The sequence below is a fragment of the Candidatus Binatus sp. genome (assembly GCF_030646925.1).
Classification (GTDB): domain Bacteria; phylum Desulfobacterota; class Binatia; order Binatales; family Binataceae; genus Binatus.
The window spans coordinates 1-17,603 of the sequence record NZ_JAUSKL010000084.1; the positions used below are offsets into that span (position 1 = coordinate 1).

General features: G+C 61.9%; 17 protein-coding genes and 1 pseudogene. 5 read left to right on the forward strand and 13 right to left on the reverse strand.

Annotated features, from left to right (window positions below):
* From Q7S58_RS14635 to Q7S58_RS14650, 4 genes and pseudogenes are all read left to right on the forward strand, one after another.
* Nucleotides 1–262, forward strand: a pseudogene (locus Q7S58_RS14635) (hypothetical protein); the annotation flags it as partial.
* Between the two features lie 464 nt (nt 263–726).
* Nucleotides 727–2,274, forward strand: coding sequence for a BON domain-containing protein (locus Q7S58_RS14640; RefSeq protein WP_304827153.1), 1,548 nt, complete (start codon nt 727–729; stop codon nt 2,272–2,274).
* Between the two features lie 198 nt (nt 2,275–2,472).
* A complete protein-coding gene (locus tag Q7S58_RS14645; RefSeq protein ID WP_304827156.1) occupies nt 2,473–2,802 on the forward strand; it encodes an SCP2 sterol-binding domain-containing protein in 330 nt (109 codons plus the stop codon).
* Nucleotides 2,803–3,112: 310 nt separating this feature from the next.
* Complete coding sequence (locus tag Q7S58_RS14650; protein ID WP_304827159.1) at nt 3,113–3,400, forward strand: hypothetical protein; 288 nt, start codon at nt 3,113–3,115, stop codon at nt 3,398–3,400.
* A 37-nt stretch (nt 3,401–3,437) separates the two neighbouring features.
* Here Q7S58_RS14650 and Q7S58_RS14655 read toward each other — a convergent pair whose 3' ends face one another.
* From Q7S58_RS14655 to Q7S58_RS14670, 4 genes are all read right to left on the reverse strand, one after another.
* The gene (locus tag Q7S58_RS14655) at nt 3,438–4,688 is read right to left on the reverse strand and encodes an ABC transporter permease (RefSeq protein ID WP_304827162.1); all 1,251 of its coding nucleotides are present in this window, start codon (nt 4,686–4,688) and stop codon (nt 3,438–3,440) included.
* A 51-nt stretch (nt 4,689–4,739) separates the two neighbouring features.
* Complete coding sequence (locus Q7S58_RS14660; RefSeq protein WP_304827164.1) at nt 4,740–5,957, reverse strand: CaiB/BaiF CoA-transferase family protein; 1,218 nt, start codon at nt 5,955–5,957, stop codon at nt 4,740–4,742.
* Between the two features lie 20 nt (nt 5,958–5,977).
* The gene (locus tag Q7S58_RS14665; protein WP_304827166.1) at nt 5,978–7,237 is read right to left on the reverse strand and encodes a CaiB/BaiF CoA-transferase family protein; all 1,260 of its coding nucleotides are present in this window, start codon (nt 7,235–7,237) and stop codon (nt 5,978–5,980) included.
* A 157-nt stretch (nt 7,238–7,394) separates the two neighbouring features.
* Complete coding sequence (locus tag Q7S58_RS14670) at nt 7,395–8,207, reverse strand: BadF/BadG/BcrA/BcrD ATPase family protein (protein WP_304827168.1); 813 nt, start codon at nt 8,205–8,207, stop codon at nt 7,395–7,397.
* 127 nt (nt 8,208–8,334) lie between these two features.
* Here Q7S58_RS14670 and Q7S58_RS14675 point away from each other — a divergent pair, with 127 nt between their 5' ends.
* A complete protein-coding gene (locus Q7S58_RS14675; RefSeq protein ID WP_304827171.1) occupies nt 8,335–9,708 on the forward strand; it encodes a replication-associated recombination protein A in 1,374 nt (457 codons plus the stop codon).
* Nucleotides 9,709–9,769: 61 nt separating this feature from the next.
* Here the strand turns inward: Q7S58_RS14675 and Q7S58_RS14680 are convergent, their stop codons facing one another.
* The 9 genes from Q7S58_RS14680 to Q7S58_RS14720 form a co-directional block, all read right to left on the reverse strand.
* Nucleotides 9,770–10,051, reverse strand: coding sequence for an HU family DNA-binding protein (locus Q7S58_RS14680; RefSeq protein ID WP_304827175.1), 282 nt, complete (start codon nt 10,049–10,051; stop codon nt 9,770–9,772).
* A 345-nt stretch (nt 10,052–10,396) separates the two neighbouring features.
* Nucleotides 10,397–11,128, reverse strand: a complete 732-nt coding sequence (gene truA / locus Q7S58_RS14685; RefSeq protein ID WP_304827178.1) for a tRNA pseudouridine(38-40) synthase TruA — start codon at nt 11,126–11,128, stop codon at nt 10,397–10,399.
* 16 nt (nt 11,129–11,144) lie between these two features.
* Nucleotides 11,145–12,119, reverse strand: a complete 975-nt coding sequence (locus Q7S58_RS14690; protein WP_304827181.1) for a hypothetical protein — start codon at nt 12,117–12,119, stop codon at nt 11,145–11,147.
* The gene (gene leuB, locus Q7S58_RS14695; RefSeq protein ID WP_304827184.1) at nt 12,119–13,225 is read right to left on the reverse strand and encodes a 3-isopropylmalate dehydrogenase; all 1,107 of its coding nucleotides are present in this window, start codon (nt 13,223–13,225) and stop codon (nt 12,119–12,121) included. The genes Q7S58_RS14690 and leuB overlap by 1 nt, the downstream gene beginning before the upstream one ends.
* A 172-nt stretch (nt 13,226–13,397) precedes the next feature.
* The gene (locus Q7S58_RS14700) at nt 13,398–14,966 is read right to left on the reverse strand and encodes a 2-isopropylmalate synthase (protein ID WP_304827187.1); all 1,569 of its coding nucleotides are present in this window, start codon (nt 14,964–14,966) and stop codon (nt 13,398–13,400) included.
* Between the two features lie 284 nt (nt 14,967–15,250).
* Entirely contained in the window at nt 15,251–15,493 is a 243-nt protein-coding gene (locus Q7S58_RS14705; protein ID WP_304827190.1) for a hypothetical protein, read from the reverse strand.
* A gap of 31 nt (nt 15,494–15,524) precedes the next feature.
* Nucleotides 15,525–15,899 (reverse strand): hypothetical protein, encoded by a 375-nt coding sequence (locus Q7S58_RS14710; RefSeq protein WP_304827192.1) that lies wholly within the window; start codon nt 15,897–15,899, stop codon nt 15,525–15,527.
* 94 nt (nt 15,900–15,993) lie between these two features.
* Nucleotides 15,994–16,860 (reverse strand): CDP-diacylglycerol--serine O-phosphatidyltransferase, encoded by an 867-nt coding sequence (gene pssA, locus Q7S58_RS14715; RefSeq protein WP_304827195.1) that lies wholly within the window; start codon nt 16,858–16,860, stop codon nt 15,994–15,996.
* 38 nt (nt 16,861–16,898) lie between these two features.
* On the reverse strand, nt 16,899–17,597 hold the full coding sequence (locus tag Q7S58_RS14720; protein ID WP_304827198.1) for a phosphatidylserine decarboxylase: 699 nt from the start codon (nt 17,595–17,597) through the stop codon (nt 16,899–16,901).
* Between the last annotated feature and the right edge of the window lie 6 nt (nt 17,598–17,603).

Genomic DNA, 17,603 nt, shown 5'->3' on the forward strand with positions numbered 1-17,603 from the left:
CGGCTGGTACGGGATCGCCGAGAGTATCGCGGAGATGCGCACAACGATCGCGCGACTCCGCGAGCATGAGCGGGCGGCGGCGCGCGCGACGCCGCTCGAGCTGACGGTGAGTCCGCGCCTCGGCGAGCCGTTGAAGCTCGAGCACGTGAAGCAATTCGCGGAGATGGGAGTGTCGCGGATTATTTTTGGTGCGGGGCCCGGAACCAAGGATCAACTCGAGGGGATGAACAGGTTCGCGGATGAAATAATCGCGAAGCAGTGAGCAAAGCAGAGAGGGCAGAAAGCAGAAGGTCCGAAACCCCTCACGGGTGGAGTTTACCCCGAGGCTCGGTCGAAGGGGGCTTCCTTGGGTGACGCGAAGCCGACTTCGGGCCGCAGGGCCGAATCGCGATAAAAAAGGATGCGCGCTCCGCGCTGTTAAAAATCAGTTGGGAAAGATGGGTCATGTGGAATATTTTGCACCCATCTCGTCCGTAACGTGCACCATCCGACAGTGAGGAGAATCGGCGCATACTGGATGCTGGTTCAAGAATAATAAGTAGTCAGTGTTTCACGTGTGAAGCTCTCTTCACCTTTTATTTACAGCGCGTAGCGCGCATCCGATCACCCCAGGAAGCGTGAAACCCCAGGCGTTTCGGCTTCTTGCTCTCGCCTGGTGGCCGGTTGGCAATACGGATTGGCGCGGATATCATCGGAAGTGAAGCGTTCAAGGGGCGCATACCAAACATGAAGAGATGCCCGCGCTGCGATAAAATCTACCCCGATTCAGAGACATTTTGCGAAATCGACGGAACCGCGCTGGTCGGAAGCGGGCCGGCGTTTGCGCCGGGTACGGGACGCCCGACAATCGCGATGCCGAGCGAGGATGCGGGCGAAGCGCCGATCGAATGTCCGGTTTGCGGCGGCAAGGCGCAGCCCGGCGAATTGATTTGCAATTTTTGCGGAGCGCGGCTCAGCACTGAGCCGGCCTCGCCGCCATTCATCGAGCAACCGCCGCCACCTTCGGCGCGCCGAGTCGCGCCCGCGCCGGCGCAGCCGACTCCGTCGGGACGATTCACCGGCAGGATGCCGCCGGATGAAGTCGAGGGCGAAGAGGGCCGCAGCGCGCTGACGCTGGCGGCGTACGCGCTGGCGGCGATCGTCGCGCTGGGCGGCGGCGCGTGGCTCGCGTTGCATCTGAGCAGCAAGAAGGCTGAGCAGCCAGTGGCTGAGGCTTCGCCGGCATCAGCAGTATCGCCAGGTGCGGCGGCTACGGCCGGCGCGCCGGTCAGCCTCGCGTCGGCGATCGGCGTGCAGGTGACGGGCGAGTCGGCGTACGCGCCGGAGCGCAATCAGGAAGCAGTGCACAAATTTTTCGAGGAGCACAAAGACACCCTGAACGACAGTTATGCGCGGGCGCTAAGCGCGGACAATTCGTTCAAGGATGCGATGATCCTGCGAGTTAAGGTGCTGCCGAGCGGCGCGGTCGATGGCGCGGCGGTGCGCACGTCCACCAGTCCCAATCCGAGTTTCGACGCGGACGTGGTGAAAGTAGTTTTGGCATGGACGTTTCCGCGCTTCAGCGGGAGCGCGGTCGAGATCGATTACCCGGTCATCTTCAACAAGGACCCGGCCTCGAAAGACGCGATCGAGTCGGCGCTCAGCACCAAACTCGCGAGCTTGAGCCCGACCGAAGCGCCCGAGTATGGAAGTTCGCCGGCGGTATCGCCGCCAGCGGCGCCGCCGGTCGCAGGCGGTGGTACTCCGCGCGCGGAAGAAACTCCGCCCGTCGCGTCTTACGAGCCGCCGCCCGCGCCGACTGAGCCGCGCCCGGCGCGGCGTCCCCCTCGTCCAGAAGTGGCCGCCAAGCCTCCGCCCCTCACGCTACAACAGCGAGTCAAGCAGGTGTTGGCCTCGAATCCGAAGCTGCGCCGCGTTGACTGCTACACTAGCGGCGGCACCGTGACGATCTTCGGCAAGGTGTTCAACGCGAACGACAAACTGCTAGCTGAACGTACGGTGCGCCAGGTGTCAGGGGTGACCAACGTGATCGATTCGCTATCGACTGATGAGGGCGATTGGGCGCGCAGGCAGGATCAGATAGCCCAGCAGCTCGCGAATGCAGGACTGGACAAAGTCACAATCAAGATCATCGGGCACGACGCGTTTATCGCGGGCAGCGTGAAGACCGAAGCGGACAAGCAGCGCGCTGTGCTGATCACGGAAAGCGCGGCGCCGGTGCAGGTGCGAACCAATCTGATCACGGTCGAGCCCGGCCGGGTGTTCGGATTTTGATTGAGTCGGGAACCGCGGCATCAATGCGGTGAGGATCTAGCTACTCGTACGCGCGTCGCAACTGCCGGTGAGTTTTCGCGAGATAAGCGGCAGCATCGCACGTTGAAGCAATCCTATTGACAAGGTTTCAACCGATAGCTTATATGGCGGAAAGAGCGCGGCCAGCGCGCCGCACTTATCAGGAGGAATTTTTTTTCCATGGCTGATCAACCGAGCGCACCAAAAGAAATCTTCGCAGCGATGCCGAGTCGCTTCAACAAAGATGCGGCGAAGGGCCTCAACGCGGTTTACCAGTTCGACCTTTCGGGCGACAACGGCGGCAAGTGGCACGTGATCATCAACAACGAGACGTGCGAAGTGAAAGAAGGTCCGGCCGCCAATCCGAGCATCACGATCTCGATGTCGGCGCAGGACTACGTGGACATGACGACGGGCAAGCTCAATGGGCAGGTGGCCTTTATGAGCGGCAAGCTTCGAATCGCAGGCGACATGGGTCTGGCACTAAGGATGCAAAGTCTGTTTGCGTAGATCGTACGTCTTCGATAACAATGGAATAGAAGATATCGCTGGGTTCCACCCAAGGGGCCCGGCGGACACGAAAGCCAGCCGCATCCAGCTACCGATACAAAATTCATTCAGCGAAATCCTCAATTCCCAAGCGCCGATAACTTCAAGATTCGGTACGCACAAAAAATCCAGCGATTGATCAAAGACGCCCGCGAGCGGCGACCGTTCTGAGTGCCCCCGTCACAGCAATCCAATTTATCACGGTAGATAACCATTTCTCGAAAATACGAGAAGGAGGACAGATCCCACGTCATCAGAAGAGAGAACACAGATGAGTTCGCCGGACTTCGAGGACGACCTCGGCAAGGAAGGCGGAGAGGCCACCGAAAACGGCCAGGACAATGATTCGCTGGCTTCGAAGTTGTCCAAGGAGCTGAGCAACTGGCGGCGCCAACGGACGACCTCGCGGCCGCGGCATCCCGACCAACCGAGCCAGACGTTTCAGTCGGAGCCGGCGCGCACGATCAAGGTTCGCGGCCATGAGACGCTGGTCGTTCGCAAGCCGAAGCTGGTTGGCAAGCCCCCCACCAATACGAATCACAATCCATCCCATAGGTAAGCAAGTCAGCTCGGTGATGAGGGGCAGGATGTAGGGGTTAGGAGCGGAAGACTTCGACGGGCATTTCTCTGGATGCCTGGCGCGCCGGATAGACCGTCGCCAGCAGGCATAGCAGCAGAGACGCGAGCGCCACCAGCACGAAGTTGAGCGGTTCGACTGCGATTGGCAGGGTGGACATGCCGTAGATTTCGCGCGGGATGCGGATGAAGTGGTAGTGCGCGAGCGCGAAGCAGGCGATCGCGCCGAGGAGGAGGCCCATCGCGGTGCCGGCGGCGCCGACGATCAATCCTTTCAGCACGAAGATCAGGCGGACGTCGCGGCGCGTCGCGCCCATCGAAATCAGCACGGCGATATCCTTGCGCTTCTCCATCACGACCATGATCAAGGTCGCGACCAGGTTAAACGCGGCGACTCCGATCAGCAGTATCAGCACGAGCGCGTAGACGCGTTTCAGCAGTTCGAAGCCGGCGGCGGCGGACTCGTTGAATTCGATCCAGTTGTGAACGCGGTAAGGACTGCCGAACTGTTTGCGAATCGCGTCGGTCACGGCGTCGGTTTGATCGAGGTTGGCCAGATGGATGTCGATGCCGTCGACTTGTCCGGGGCGGCCGAAGAAATCCTGCGCATGCTTGAGATCCATGAAGGCCATGCTGTTGTCGAGGAAGCTGATCCCGGAATCGAAGATCGCGCCGATCACGAATTCGGCGGCTTTGGTCGATAGCGAGCCGTCCGGCGAAATGATCGGCGCCACCACTCGAACGGGGTCGCCGGGTTTTGCTTTGAGCTTGTGCGCGAGGCCGACGCCAATCGCGATACCTGACGTGGCGATCGGAGGACCGCCGCTGGTGGGTGTCGCATGGTAGTCGCGCGCGAGGTTGTCGAGGCCGCCATCGATCATGTAGCGCGCCCATTCGCCCTGCACGATCGGATTTTTCGGCTCGACGCCGCGAATCAGCACGCCGCCGATTCCGCGTCCCGAACTGAGCATCGCCTGGCCCGTCATGTACGCGTCGGAGCCGCTCACGCCACGCACCTTGTTCGCGGTGGTCTGAATAAAGGGAGCGTTGAAGATCGAGCCCTGGCTGTTGATGATCTGAACTTGCGGGCTCAGGCTGAGCACGCGCTCCTTCATGCTCGCTTCGAAGCCGCCCATCACGGACAGCGTGACCGTCAACGCGGCGACGCCGATCATCACGCCGACGCCGGTGAAGATCGTGGTGATCGAGATGAACGCGTCCTTGCGGCGGGCGCGCAGGTAGCGGAGCGCAATTTTCAGTTCGTATCGCACGATGAGGTCGCGCGCTCTGCCGAGCACTGCTCGGGAGGCATCGCGAACGAATCAGAATATCACGTTCTCGCTGCGCAACTGCTCGATTTCGTCTGCGCTCAGATGCAGCATCTCGCGGAAGACTTCGTCGTTGTGCTGGCCGAGGATCGGCGCGGGCGCGCGCAGATCGCCGGGCGTGCGGCTCATTCGATGAGACAATCCTTCGTACGGCGACGGACCCATCTCCTTGTGATCGAGCCAATGCCAGAAACCGAACGACTCGAGATTTTCGTCCTGATGAATATCGACGCAATTCTGGACCGGATACGCGGCGACGCCCGCTGCCTGCAACTTCGACATGAGTGCAGAGGCCGTGTGATCGCGCGTTAGAGTACCGACGAATTCGTCAAGTGGCGCCGCGTGTTCGAGGCGCGAGATGGCGGTCGCGAAACGCGCGTCGGAGCAGGTTGCATCGACGGCATCGAGCATCGCGGCCCACTGCTCGTCATTGGCGACGGCGATCGCGATCCATCGCTCGTGCCCATCTTCGTCGGCGCATCGATAAGCGCCGTGCGGAGCGTAGCGATCCGACGCGTTGGCGCGCGGGCCGAGGATCCGGCCGGTCGCGAAGTAATCAATCAGCGCGGGCGCGAGATTTTGCATCGCGGCTTCATACTGCGCCATGTCGATATACTGGCCGACGCCGGTGCGACGCCGATAATCGAGCGCGGCCAATAGGGTGCATGCGGAAATTCGCGGTGCGATGAAATCGGTGTAGGCGCCGTAGGGCGGCGCGCATGAGCCGTGCTCGTAGCCCGAGATGTAATAAAAGCCCGACAGCGCCGCCATCAGTTGTCCGAAACCGGGGTAGAGCGCGTTGGGGCCGGTCTGACCCTGCATGCAGGTCGAGAGCATGATCAGGTCGGGGCGGAGTTCGCGCAGGCTTTCATAGTCGAGGCCCCAGTTGCGCATCGCTTTGGGCGTGAAACTTTCGACGATGATGTCGGCCCACGGCACCATCCGTTTTGCGAGTTCGCGCGCTTTCGGCTTGCTCAAATCGAGCGTGATTCCTTTTTTCGAGGTGTTGTAGCTGGCGAAGAACTGGCTGCGATTGAGGCCGGGCTGCGCGTCCTTCCATGGCGGGCCGATTCGGAGCACGTCGGGACGCGCGGCCGATTCGACGCGAATCACCTCGGCGCCATTGTCGGCAAAATATTTGGTGGTGATCGGGCCAACGCCGACCCACGCGAAATCGAGGATGTGAACGCCTTCCAATGCGAAGCGGCTCATCGAAATCTCTCCTCAAAAAATCAGATCGCACCGGAGGCGCGGAGTTTAGTCAGATGCGCGGGCGTGAGGCCGAGCAAGCCGGAATAAATTTCGTCGTTGTGCTCGCCGATACGCGGCGCGCGCGTCGGAGTGCCGATCGGCGTTTTGCTCATCTTCACGAACGGTCCGGGAAAGGTAAGCGCCTTGCCGATCGTGTCGTGCGGCACGCTCACCCAGAAATCGCGGGCCTTGAGTTGCTCGTCATCGGCGACATCGGCAACGCTCGCGACGGGCGCGAGAAAAATTCTGCGCTTCAGGCCGACGGCGTAAATTTCGCGCTTGGTCATCGTGCTGAAGAACTGCTGAATTTTGGTCTCGAGATCGTCGATCTCGCGATAATCCTGCTCGGTCATCTTCATGAACATGCCGGGCACCCAGGAAACCCAATCTTTGGTGCGCATCCAGTCGGACGCGAAGCCGTGCTCGCCCATCCAGGCGATGAGGGTCTTGGTGGAAGCGCCAAACATGACGCCGCCTGCCACGAGAATCGAGATGTGCCCGTCCTTGCAATCGTAAACCATCTTGCGGCGTGCGTCGGCGGAGCCAACGTGGCGTCCGGTGCGCGAGAGATAGTTGCCGTGCAGAATCGGCATCGCCTGTTCGTTCATAAGCGTCCACACGATGCAGGCCTGCATGTTCACGACGATCCGCTGGCCGAGGCCGTCGATCTGGCGCGGATAGTGCGCGAGCATCGACGCCACCGCCGCTTCGCCGCCCGCGTGCAGACCGGCTTGCGGCAGGCTCATCTGGATTGGCGGCCTGCCCTCATCGCCCATCAGGTACATCATGCCGCCGGCCGCCCACGTGACGATGTCGGCCCACTGATAATCCTTGCCGGGGCCGGTGTCGCCGAAGGGAGTAATCGACGTGTAGATGAGCCGCGGATTGCGCGTGGCGAGGGCGTCGTAGCCAAGCCCGATCGCGTCGAGATGTCCCAGCGGATGCGACTCGACCAGGAAATCGGAGCGCGCGGCGAGGTCAGCGACAATCGCGCGGCCGTCGGCGCTCGCGAGATTCGCGGTGACGGATTTTTTGCCGGCGTGATACGCGATCGAATAGAGCGATCGATCGGGATGCGGAACATCTTCGAGGAATGGCGGAATACGGCGCGTCGCGCATCCTTCGGGCGGCTCGACTTTAATCACTTCGACGCCGAGATCGGCAAGAAGTTTACCGCACAGCGCGCCTTTCTCGTCGGTCAGATCGAGTAGCCGGAAACCTTTGAGCAATTCTGCGGGCATCGAGTATCACATCCTCGGAATTGTCGCCGGCAGATATTGCGAGCATCGCCGACGGACATAGGTCGAGGCATTCTAGCCGCATCGCGACGAAGGTGGTAACGGACGTGCGGGCGGCGGCGGCGCGAAGTATTGGAACCGTCGACGCGAGCGGAAAATGCTACGTGCGGCTGGCGTGGCGGGCGGCGCCGATCGCGGTCGCGAAATCGGCGTGAGCGGGAATCGCGAAGCGGCGGCCGAACGGAAAATCGAGGCGCTTGATTTCCTGCATGAAGCGGAAAAGCCGCGAGAGCTTGCCGGTCAGCACGATATTTTCCTGGCCGCATCCGCGCGCACTCGCGAGCGCAAGCACGCCGATCGACTCGACAATCATGTTCATGATCGCGAGCGCCTTGTCCTCGGGCGTGGCGTCGGCGCTGACCTTGCCGAAATTCGAGGCGGTGGTCGATGGTGGCAAATCGCCGATCGCGCCGCCCGCGATATCGCGCACCGACAGATCGATTCGCCGCAAGTCGCCCTTGCGCGCAAGGTTCTCGAGCCGCTCGATGGTCGAGACGCCGAGCATGTGTTTCGCGAGGCCGAGCAGCGTGCCGCCGCCGATGCCGGTGCCGCCGAAGTGCTCGATCTTGTCGCCGGTCACCGACACGATCGCGGTGCCGGTGCCGAGCGAAACGACCAGCGCATTCTGCTTGCCGGCGAGCGAGGTGCCGCCGATTCCGATCGCGGTGAATTCATTGACCACGAGCACCGGGCGCCCGAGCAATGTTTTCGGAAGCACGCGCGAGCCCGCGCCGGTAGCTGCGACGCGCTCGATATCCTCGAGCTTGATTCCGAAATCGGAGACGAGTTTGCCGAGTGCGCCGGCAGCCGCGGCGACCGGGTCATTGGCCTCGATCGTGACGACGTGCAGGCCACCATTTTCGAGGATCACGGCGTCGGTGGTCGATCCACCGATATCGATGCCAACGATCATAAGTGGTGCCGGCTCCTGTCCAGCCCGAATAGAAAGTAGATCAGCGGGCGTGAACCTGCAAACGCGGTCGAGTGCGCCTCGCGGCGCGGCGTTCGACGATTCGATACACTGTGCTAGGGTCGCAAAAATGCCACGGCGCAAAGCCGATCAATCACCGAGCCTGTTCCCGCCGCGCACGCCGCTCAGCCAGCCGCTGGCGGATCGGATGCGTCCGCGCACGCTCGACGAAGTCGTTGGGCAGGAGCATCTGCTGGGTGCGGGCAAGATTCTCCGGCAGATGGTCTCGGCGCGAGTGCTGCACTCGATGATTCTGTGGGGGCCGCCAGGTACCGGCAAGACGACGCTCGCGATATTGCTGGCGGCGCAATCGGGCGCGGTATTTCGCTCCCTGCCGGCGGTGACGTCGGGAATTGCCGACTTGCGCGAGGCGGTCGAGGCGGCGCGCCACGATCTCGAGGCCGGCAAGCGCACGGTTATTTTTATCGACGAGATTCATCGCTGGAATCGCGCGCAGCAGGACGCGTTTCTGCCGCATGTCGAGAGCGGTTTGATCACGTTGATCGGTGCGACGACCGAGAATCCATCGTTCGAGGTGATCTCGGCGCTGCTCTCGCGGATGCGGCTCCTGGTGCTGCAACCGCTGACGGAAGAGAACATCGGCGCCGTCGTCGAACGTGCTTTGGCCGATACGGAGCGCGGACTCGGGCAGAGCGGGCTCAATCTTGGAATGGGCGCGCTCGATGAAATCGTGCGCAATGCGGGCGGCGATGCGCGGCGCGCGCTCGGCACGCTCGAGATAGCGGCGGAAATAGCTCTGAACGCCGGCGCGAAATCGATCACGCCGGAGCACGTGCTCGAATCGTCGCAGCAGAAAGCGCTGCTCTACGATCGCGCGGGCGAAGAGCATTACAACGTCATCTCGGCGTTCATCAAGAGCATGCGCGGCACTGATCCGGACGCGGCGGTGTATTGGATGATGCGCATGATCGAGGCGGGCGAGGAGCCGCTGTTCATCGCGCGGCGGATGGTGATCTTCGCGTCGGAAGACGTCGGCAACGCGGATCCGCGCGCGCTGCAAATCGCGCTGGCGGTGAAGGACGCGGTGGATTTCGTCGGATTGCCTGAGGGAGTGATCCCGCTCGCGCAGGGAGTCACGTATCTCGCGAGCGCGCCGAAATCGAATGCGTCGTATATGGCGATGAAGCAGGCGGGCGAGGATGCGAGGACGCTGGGCGCGCTGCCCGTGCCGCTGCATCTGCGCAACGCGCCGACGCCGATGATGAAAGGCCTCGGTTACGGCAAGGGCTACAAGTATCCGCACGATTTCGAGGGCGCGCTGGCGTCGCAGAGTTATCTGCCCGACAAATTGAGCGGCCGAGTGTATTACGATCCGTCGGAGCGCGGTTACGAAATCAGGATTCGCGAATATCTGGCGCGGGCGCGAGAGAAGCGTGCGAATGCGCGGCGCGGCGGCGGCGGGAATCGCGGCGAAACCGAATAGCTGAAAAGCAAACCGCGAGCGACGGAGACCCGCGCTCGCGGCTCACTCAAAAATTGCGGGCTTACTTGGTGCCGAGCACGCTGTCCTTCAGCGCCTTGGCAGCGGTGAAGCGGAGCCGCGTGCGGGCCGGAATCTTGATCTCCTGGCCGGTCGCGGGATTGCGGCCCATCCGCGCCTTGGTTTTGCGCTTGCGGAAAATTCCGAGGCCGGCGAGGCGCAGGGAACCTTCCTTTTTGAGTTCGCGCACGACCAGCGCGTTGAGTTCTTCGAGGGTGGCCTTGGCCTGCTTCTTCGTGATCTCGATTTTGTCCGCGAGATACGATGCTACTTGCGACTGCGTCATCATCCTCCTCCTTGGTGCTCAGAATCGAGCCATGATTTGAGCGTGAACCAGAACGGCGAGGAATTCAAGCGTCGCGCATGAGAAAATCGCATTTTTTTCTAGGGATCGCGCCGATTTCTGCACAGCACGACCAGATTCATCCACAGGGACAGTGAGTTGGCTGTGGGCTGCACCGAAAACGCCGATGGCGCTTGGCTAAAAGCGCGCCCTTGAAGGCCGAGCTTTCGCGAGGCGCGAACGTCGCGGAGCCGAATCGGGCCGAAGGGCCGAATCGCAATTCAATTGTAGACCCCGAGTCCGGAGCGCCAGCGGAGGCGAGGGTGTGTCCCCAATTAAGTAAAGCATTTAATAGCGGACCTCGACGAGACAAAGTCCGCCCGGAGGCGCAGGCGCGGGAGCGTCGCGGCGATTTCCTGCGAGAAGTATCGCCGCGATATCCGGCGCGGAAAGTTTGTTCTTGCCCGCTTCGACCATCGCAGCCACCATCGTGCGCACCATGTGGCGGAGAAAACTGTTGGCCTCGACGCGATACACCAGAAACACGCCGTCGCGATTCCATTCGCTGACGAACACGCTGCGAACGGTGGTTTTCGCGTCTGAGCCGAGCGTTTGAAACGCGGCGAAATCGTGCTCGCCGAGGAACACGCGGGCCGCATCGTTCATCGCGGAAAGATCGAGCGATTCGCGCACGAGCCAGCTATAGCGATAGTCGAACGCCGATTGGATGCGGCGATTCAGCACGCGGTATTCGTACACTCGCGATGTAGCGTGGCGCCGCGGATTGAAATCATCGGGGACTTCCGCGACGTCGAGCACGACGATATCCGGCGGCAGCATCGCGTTCAGCGCGCGCATCAACGTGGGCGGATCGAAATCGCGCGGCAATTTGATCGAGGCGATCTGGCCGCGTGCATGAACGCCGGCATCGGTGCGGCCGGAGCCATGCACGCGCACGCTGGCCGCAAAGATTCGTTCCAGTACGCCCTCGATTCGTCCTTGAATCGAATCGTGCTTCGCCTGCAGTTGCCAGCCGGAATAGTTGGCGCCGTCGTACTCGATCGTGAGCTTCAGCAGCATCGCGCACGCGGCCAGATCAGGCGAGCGCGGAGGAACCGAGCGCGAGGGTCTCGGCGATCCACAGCGCGCCCAGAGCGGCCAGCCGCGTATTGTCGAAGACGCACCAGAGGCCGAGCGCGCCCGGGCTTTCCTCGACGCTGACGACGATGGCCTCCTGGCCAACCGCGTCGATGACACCGAGCGGTTCGCCCTCTTCCGCGATCAGCACGCCGGGCGCAATGCGGAGCAATTCGCGCGCGTCGCCGCCGTCGATCAGGGCGGGAAGGTTGATCGCGAGCGCGGAGCCGTGCAGCACGGGAACCGCGACGACCTGAAGGGCGAGCACCGGCGAGCGGTCGAGAATCGAGATCACCTGGGAGCAAATTGCGGTTGCGATCGAGCGCTCGTGCTCGCGCATAAAAACATTGAAGCCGCGCTGGATAGCGTCGTCGTCGAGATCGAGCCGCGCGCTCAAAAGATCGGTGGTTTGATCGACGGTCGCAGCGAGCATGTCACGGCCGCCGGCGCTCGCACCGAGCATCGCGGTGGCCGCGACGAATCCGGTGTGAGCTCTCAGAGCATTCAGGCAGGTCGCGAGCACGTGCGCCGCGGGATGCGGAATCGTGAAGAGGCGCGCGTCGCGCAGTTGATCGAATCGGGCGCGCGGCGTGAGTCCCGGCGCGACGATCGGCAAATTCGAAGGCGCGCGATTCGCCGAGCTGAGATCGATCAGAATCGGGCCGGGCGCGGCGCCTATGATTTCGCTCGCGGCAGCGGCGGGAATCGCGAGAAAAGCGAGATCGAAGCCGCGCAGATCTTCGGCAGCGGACAGCGGCTCGACCAACTGTTCCTCGCCGCCAGCGTCGAGCGTCTGGGCGGAACCGGCCGCGGTCGCGAAGAGTTTGAGTTCGCTGAACTGAAAGCCGCGCGCGCCGATCAGATCGATAATTTGATTCCCGACGACGCCGGTGGCGCCGACCACGGCCACTCGCGGCTCGCGAGGCAGGGGCATCAGCCTTCTTCGCTCTCGAGTTTTTCCCGCACCAGCCGGCCCATCGCTTTGCATCCGATGGTTTTGGTGCCGCCGCCGCCGTGAAGGTCGCGCGTGCGATGACCGTCGCGAATGACTTGATCGACCGCCTGCGCAATGAACTCGGCCTCGGAGCGCATCCCGAGCGAATGCTCGAGGAGCATCGCAGCCGAGAGGATCGCGGCAAGCGGATTGGCTTCGTCGCGGCCGGCGATATCGGGCGCGCTGCCGTGAATCGGTTCGTACAGGCCGACGCGGTAGCCGCCGCTGTTCAGCTCCTCGCCGAGGGAGGCCGATGGCAGCATCCCCATCGAGCCGGCCAGCACGGATGCTTCGTCGGTGAGGATGTCGCCGAACAAATTTTCGGTGACGATAACGTCGAAGTCTTTGGGGCGCCGCAGCAGATGCATCGCCATCGAATCGACGAGCTGATTTTCGAAGGCAACTTCCTTGAACTCAGCGCTCATCTCGGTGGCGATTTCACGCCACAGGCGCGACGACGAAAGCACGTTGGCTTTATCGACGGAAGTGAGTTTGTTCCGGCGCTCGCGAGCGAGTTCGAAACCAAATCTCAGCACGCGACTTATTTCGGCTTCGGAGTAGAAGCAGGTATCGACCGCCTCGCGGCCTTCCTTGCCGACGCGCCTTTCACTCGGCTTGCCGTAGTAGATGCCGCCGGTGAGTTCGCGGATAACGACCAGATCGACGCCGGTGATCACTTCGGGCTTGAGCGGAGACGCAGCGATCAGTTCCTTGACGGTTTTGACCGGGCGGACATTGGCGAACAAGCCCAGCGCCTTCCGCAAACCGAGCAGCGCCTGCTCGGGACGTTTTTCGGCGCCGGGATTGTCCCACTTGGGACCGCCGACGGCGCCGAGCAGAATCGCGTCGCTATCTTGCGCGAGCTTCAGGACCTCGTCGGGCAGCGGAGTGCCGGTCGCGTCGAGGGCGTGGCCGCCGATGAGGCCTTCCTTGAACTCCATATCCACGGCGGATCGGCGCGCAATTATCTTGAGCACCTGAAGCGCCTCGCCGACGACTTCGGGACCGATGCCGTCACCCTTCAGCACTAAAATTTTGTAGGCCATGCTCGAGCGCAGGAAGCTTGGAGGTGAATGATCGGAAGACGTAAAATCGCAACCAACCTTCCGTCTTATCCCTCAGCCAGAAACGTGAAGTGAAAAGTTTTTCAACGTCCTTCGCGAAAATGCTTCTCCATGCACTTAGCCCATGTAACTTTCTGCGGCAAGTCCTCGCGGCTCAGTGGACATCCGAAGTGGGCTTCAGCACGGCGTGGCGGCGATTCTGCAAGCGGTTCAGCGCATTGATCAGCGCGAGCGCGCTCGCCATCACGATATCGCTATGCGCGCCCTGTCCGGCGACGGTCGAGCCGTTCTCGCGAATCAGGCAACTCACTTCGCCGAGCGCGTCAGTGCCGCCGGTGATCGCCTTGACGGCGTAACGCTCGAGCGCCGGATTGATCCCCGCGATTTTGTAGATCGCCTTGTAGCAGGCATCGACCATCCCGTCGCCGTTGCTGTTGCCGGTGTGCTCGACTCCATCGACGCGCATCGTAACTTCGGCGTGCGGCGTGATGGTGCTCGATGAGCCGACCTTGAGATCGACCAGCTCGAAGTGATCGGTGGTGCGGCGCGCCTCTTCGGTGACCAGCGCCAGGATGTCGTCGTCGTAAACGATTTTCTTCTTGTCGCAGAGCGCCTTGAACTCGGCGAAGGCCTTATTCAGATCGACCGCGTCGGTATCGATACCCAGTTCCTTCAGCCGGTTGCTGAACGCGTGACGGCCCGAATGCTTGCCGAGTACGAGCTTGTTGGAGGGAATCCCGATGTCCTCGGGCTTCATGATTTCGTAGGTCAGCTTGTATTTGAGCACGCCGTCCTGATGGATACCGGCTTCGTGCGCGAAAGCGTTGTCGCCGACGATCGGTTTGTTGGCGGGCACCGATTGGCCGATGATCTGCGAGAGCAATCGCGACGACGGATAAATTTGCCGCGTGTTGATGCGCGACTGAATGCCCATGAAATCTTTGCGCGTCTTCATCGCCATCACGACTTCTTCGAGCGAGCAATTTCCTGCGCGCTCGCCGATGCCGTTGATCGTGCATTCGATTTGGCGCGCACCGTTGCGGACCGCGGCCAGCGAATTCGCGACGGCCAGGCCGAGATCGTTATGGCAATGCGCGCTCCAGATCACCTTGTCGGCGCCGGGAACCTTCTCGCGCATATAGGCGAACATGCGGCCGAACTCCTCGGGCATCGCGTGGCCGGTGGTATCGGGCAGATTGATGATCGTGGCGCCGGCGCGAATCACCTCGCTGCAAACGTCCACCATGTAATCCCAGTCTGTGCGCGAGGCGTCTTCGCAGGAAAATTCGATGTAGTCGAGATGTTTCTTGGCGCGCGTGACGGCCCACGTCGCGGCGTCGAGCACGTCTTCGCGATTCATGTTGAGCTTATATTTGAGATGGATGTCGGAGGTCGCGATGAAGATATGGATACCGGGATGACGGGCATGATCGACGGCGCGCAACGCGGAATCGACGTCTTCTTCGCGGGTGCGGGACAGGCTCAGCACGATCGGTTCGGTCACCGCCTGCGCGACGCGGGTGACGGATTCGAAATCGCCGGGCGAAGAGACAGCGAAGCCGGCCTCGATGATATCAACGTTCAGGCGTTCGAGCTGGCGGGCGAGCGCGATTTTTTCCTCGACGTTCATGGTGCATCCGGGCGATTGCTCGCCGTCGCGCAGCGTGGTGTCGAAGATCCGCACGTGGTCGGGTTGATGAGGTTCAGTGTTCGCGCTTGCCATCGTCATTCTCTCCTGCGTTAGTCCCGCAGCAAACCGGCGATCCGTCGTGGGCGAAATCGGCAAAAAAGAAAACGCCCCGGGCGGCTTCGTCGGCCCACTGCCCGGGGCGTTAGTCTCAGATTAATCAGGCTTGTCAGACCTGTCCGGACGCGCGCCTGGCGTGGGCCCTAATAAGGGCCAGGCTAAGCAGCAGTTCCGGAAGCAGGTGTTGAAACATGGTGAATGGATTCTAGGCGTCGCAGGCGCAAGCAGTCAAGGCGGCGATAGTGGCGGGGAAGGTTGGTTCATCCGGACAAGCCCGGTGCCTGCTCGGGTGCCTTTCGCGAGAAATCTTCCGGCTCCGGCACCTCGAGCAATGCACGCTTGGCAGCCGCGATAATACCAATCTCGCGAATAATCTGGGCCTGTTGAGCGCGAATTCGTGGTGTGAGCAGCAGTCTCAAGGCCAACAGCGTAAGCCCTCCCACTAGCGCTCCCGCGGCACCCAGCACACCGGCGAGCATGATTTGCACAATTAGACTTGCCATTTGAGGATATCTCGCCAATCAATCTCCATTTTCACATATGCGCACGGTACGCGATAGTGCCGGGAACGGCCAGCGCGAAACCGCCCAAGGTCAATGCAAGTACTGCCTTCCATGCAACTTGTGGCTGATATCTTGGTGGCAGAAGCCCAAGCAGGCAGATTGCCAGAATCAGCAGTAGTCCGACGCAAATCAACGCCGCGATTACGACCTGATTCTGACTCTCGAAAGATGCATTGATGTTAGAGTTGGTAAAAACGCCGCCCAGCGCGCCCCACGCCAACACGTGAGAGTCCCATCCCAAATCACAGATTAAATCCTGCCAGGTACCGGGTCTGAACCGCCAATCAAGCAAACCCATGACAAGAACGAAAAGCGCCGGCACCGCAAACACCACCAGATAGATCATACTCGCCACCCTCTAGACTTCCGGCGGGGAATATTCAAGCAGATCAGTACACTCGCAGCTAGCGAAGCTCAGTCCGACTGTGCCCGATGTTTCGCTATTCGTGGTCGACAGTTGGTGCGGGGAGGCTGCCGGTAGGGCGGGCGGGGCGCGGCGATGCGCCGTTGGCGGCATGCGGTTTCTCGACTGCGACGGGTCGCAGCACAGAAACCTTGGCGCGCATCTGTTCGCCGCGCACGAGCAGGATCGGACCGGAGAGCACGTACGCCGTCGAGATAAGAAAAGCGGTGAGTTGCGGCATCGCGAACAGCATCGCCGCGAATACCACCATCGCGATTACCAACTCGACCTGCGCGCGCTTGTCGAGTTTCAGGGTTTTGAAACTCGGGTAGGGGACGCGCGAGATCATCAGGCCAGCGAGCGCGAGCGTGATCGGCGCCATGAACGCGCATAGCGTGCGCGGCGAATCGAGTTCGAAATAGCTGTACGCGAGCGCCATCCCGGCGATCATTGCCGCGGCGCCGGGGACCGGCAATCCGGTGAAGCGATGCTTGTCGGCGGTCGCAGTTTGCACATTGAAACGCGCGAGACGTAGCGCAGCGCAAATCACAAAGAGTCCGCTGATCGCGATACCGGTCGAGCCGATCGGTTTGAGCGCCCACGAATACATCAGCATCGCGGGCGCGACGCCGAACGCGACGAGGTCGGAAAGGCTGTCGTACTCGACGCCGAAGTGGCTCGAGGTGCGGGACGCGCGCGCGACGCGTCCGTCGAGGCCGTCGCAGACGAAGGCGAGTCCGATCAATACGGCGGCGACTTCGAAATGGCCGCTTACGGCAGAGACGATCGAATAGAAACCGGAGAGCAGGCCAATCGACGTGATGGTCGCGGGGAGCAGGAAAACTCCGCGCCGCAAGCGGCTATCGGAACTTGGGTTCTGCTCCCGCGCGGAGTGGAGTTCCATCCGAGCGCGTTCATCGCGCGAACGCCGGGAATTGCGGCTCATGGTTCGATTGCTCCGATGATAGTCTCGCCCGCCCGCACGCGTTGGCCCATCGTGACCATGACCCGGTATTCAGCGGGAAAGAAGTGATCGACGCGGCTGCCGAACATGATGAGTCCGATCCTTTGGGCTACCTGTATTCTATCACGCGCGCGCAACCGGCAAACTATGCGCCGGGCCAGGTAACCGGCCACCTGGAGCATCGCGAACCTGCGGCCCAGCGGGTCGGACATCGCGATCAGATTGCGCTCGTTGTGCTCGCTGGCGTCATCGCGAAACGCGGCGCGAAATTCGCCCGAGGTGTGCTCGACCATCGTGACCACGCCGCCGACGGGAGCGCGATTTACGTGGACGTTGAGCGGCGACATGAAGACGGACACGCGATGGCATCGATCGCCCGCGCCGGCCGGGAAAGCGACCTCGGCAATGTCGGTGACTTTGCCGTCCGCGCCCGAGATCACAACGCCGTCGGTGCGGGCCGGGAAGCGGTCGGGATCGCGGAAGAACATCGCGACCGCGATCGCGATCAGCACGACGATCGCACCGATCGATTTCGCGCCGAGCGCGATCAGTATGATGCCTGCCGCGGTGACGGCGACGGACATGATCACGCCTTCCGCGGCGATGCCGATAAGTTTCGCCGCGCGCGCGATCAATCCGCCGGCTGTTGGGCGGCCACTATCTGTCTCACCGGCCAATGGAGC

Coding starts and splice junctions, on each gene's coding strand:
- truA (WP_304827178.1), bottom strand. CDS start 11,128: ATGCTGCTGAAGCTCACGATCGAGTACGACGGCGCCAACTATTCCGGC.
- Q7S58_RS14650 (WP_304827159.1), top strand. CDS start 3,113: ATGAGTTCGCCGGACTTCGAGGACGACCTCGGCAAGGAAGGCGGAGAG.
- Q7S58_RS14710 (WP_304827192.1), bottom strand. CDS start 15,899: ATGATCTATCTGGTGGTGTTTGCGGTGCCGGCGCTTTTCGTTCTTGTC.
- Q7S58_RS14665 (WP_304827166.1), bottom strand. CDS start 7,237: ATGCCCGCAGAATTGCTCAAAGGTTTCCGGCTACTCGATCTGACCGAC.
- pssA (WP_304827195.1), bottom strand. CDS start 16,860: ATGGAACTCCACTCCGCGCGGGAGCAGAACCCAAGTTCCGATAGCCGC.
- Q7S58_RS14645 (WP_304827156.1), top strand. CDS start 2,473: ATGGCTGATCAACCGAGCGCACCAAAAGAAATCTTCGCAGCGATGCCG.
- Q7S58_RS14705 (WP_304827190.1), bottom strand. CDS start 15,493: ATGGCAAGTCTAATTGTGCAAATCATGCTCGCCGGTGTGCTGGGTGCC.
- Q7S58_RS14670 (WP_304827168.1), bottom strand. CDS start 8,207: ATGATCGTTGGCATCGATATCGGTGGATCGACCACCGACGCCGTGATC.
- Q7S58_RS14690 (WP_304827181.1), bottom strand. CDS start 12,119: ATGCCCCTGCCTCGCGAGCCGCGAGTGGCCGTGGTCGGCGCCACCGGC.
- Q7S58_RS14640 (WP_304827153.1), top strand. CDS start 727: ATGAAGAGATGCCCGCGCTGCGATAAAATCTACCCCGATTCAGAGACA.
- leuB (WP_304827184.1), bottom strand. CDS start 13,225: ATGGCCTACAAAATTTTAGTGCTGAAGGGTGACGGCATCGGTCCCGAA.
- Q7S58_RS14700 (WP_304827187.1), bottom strand. CDS start 14,966: ATGGCAAGCGCGAACACTGAACCTCATCAACCCGACCACGTGCGGATC.
- Q7S58_RS14675 (WP_304827171.1), top strand. CDS start 8,335: ATGCCACGGCGCAAAGCCGATCAATCACCGAGCCTGTTCCCGCCGCGC.
- Q7S58_RS14660 (WP_304827164.1), bottom strand. CDS start 5,957: ATGAGCCGCTTCGCATTGGAAGGCGTTCACATCCTCGATTTCGCGTGG.
- Q7S58_RS14680 (WP_304827175.1), bottom strand. CDS start 10,051: ATGACGCAGTCGCAAGTAGCATCGTATCTCGCGGACAAAATCGAGATC.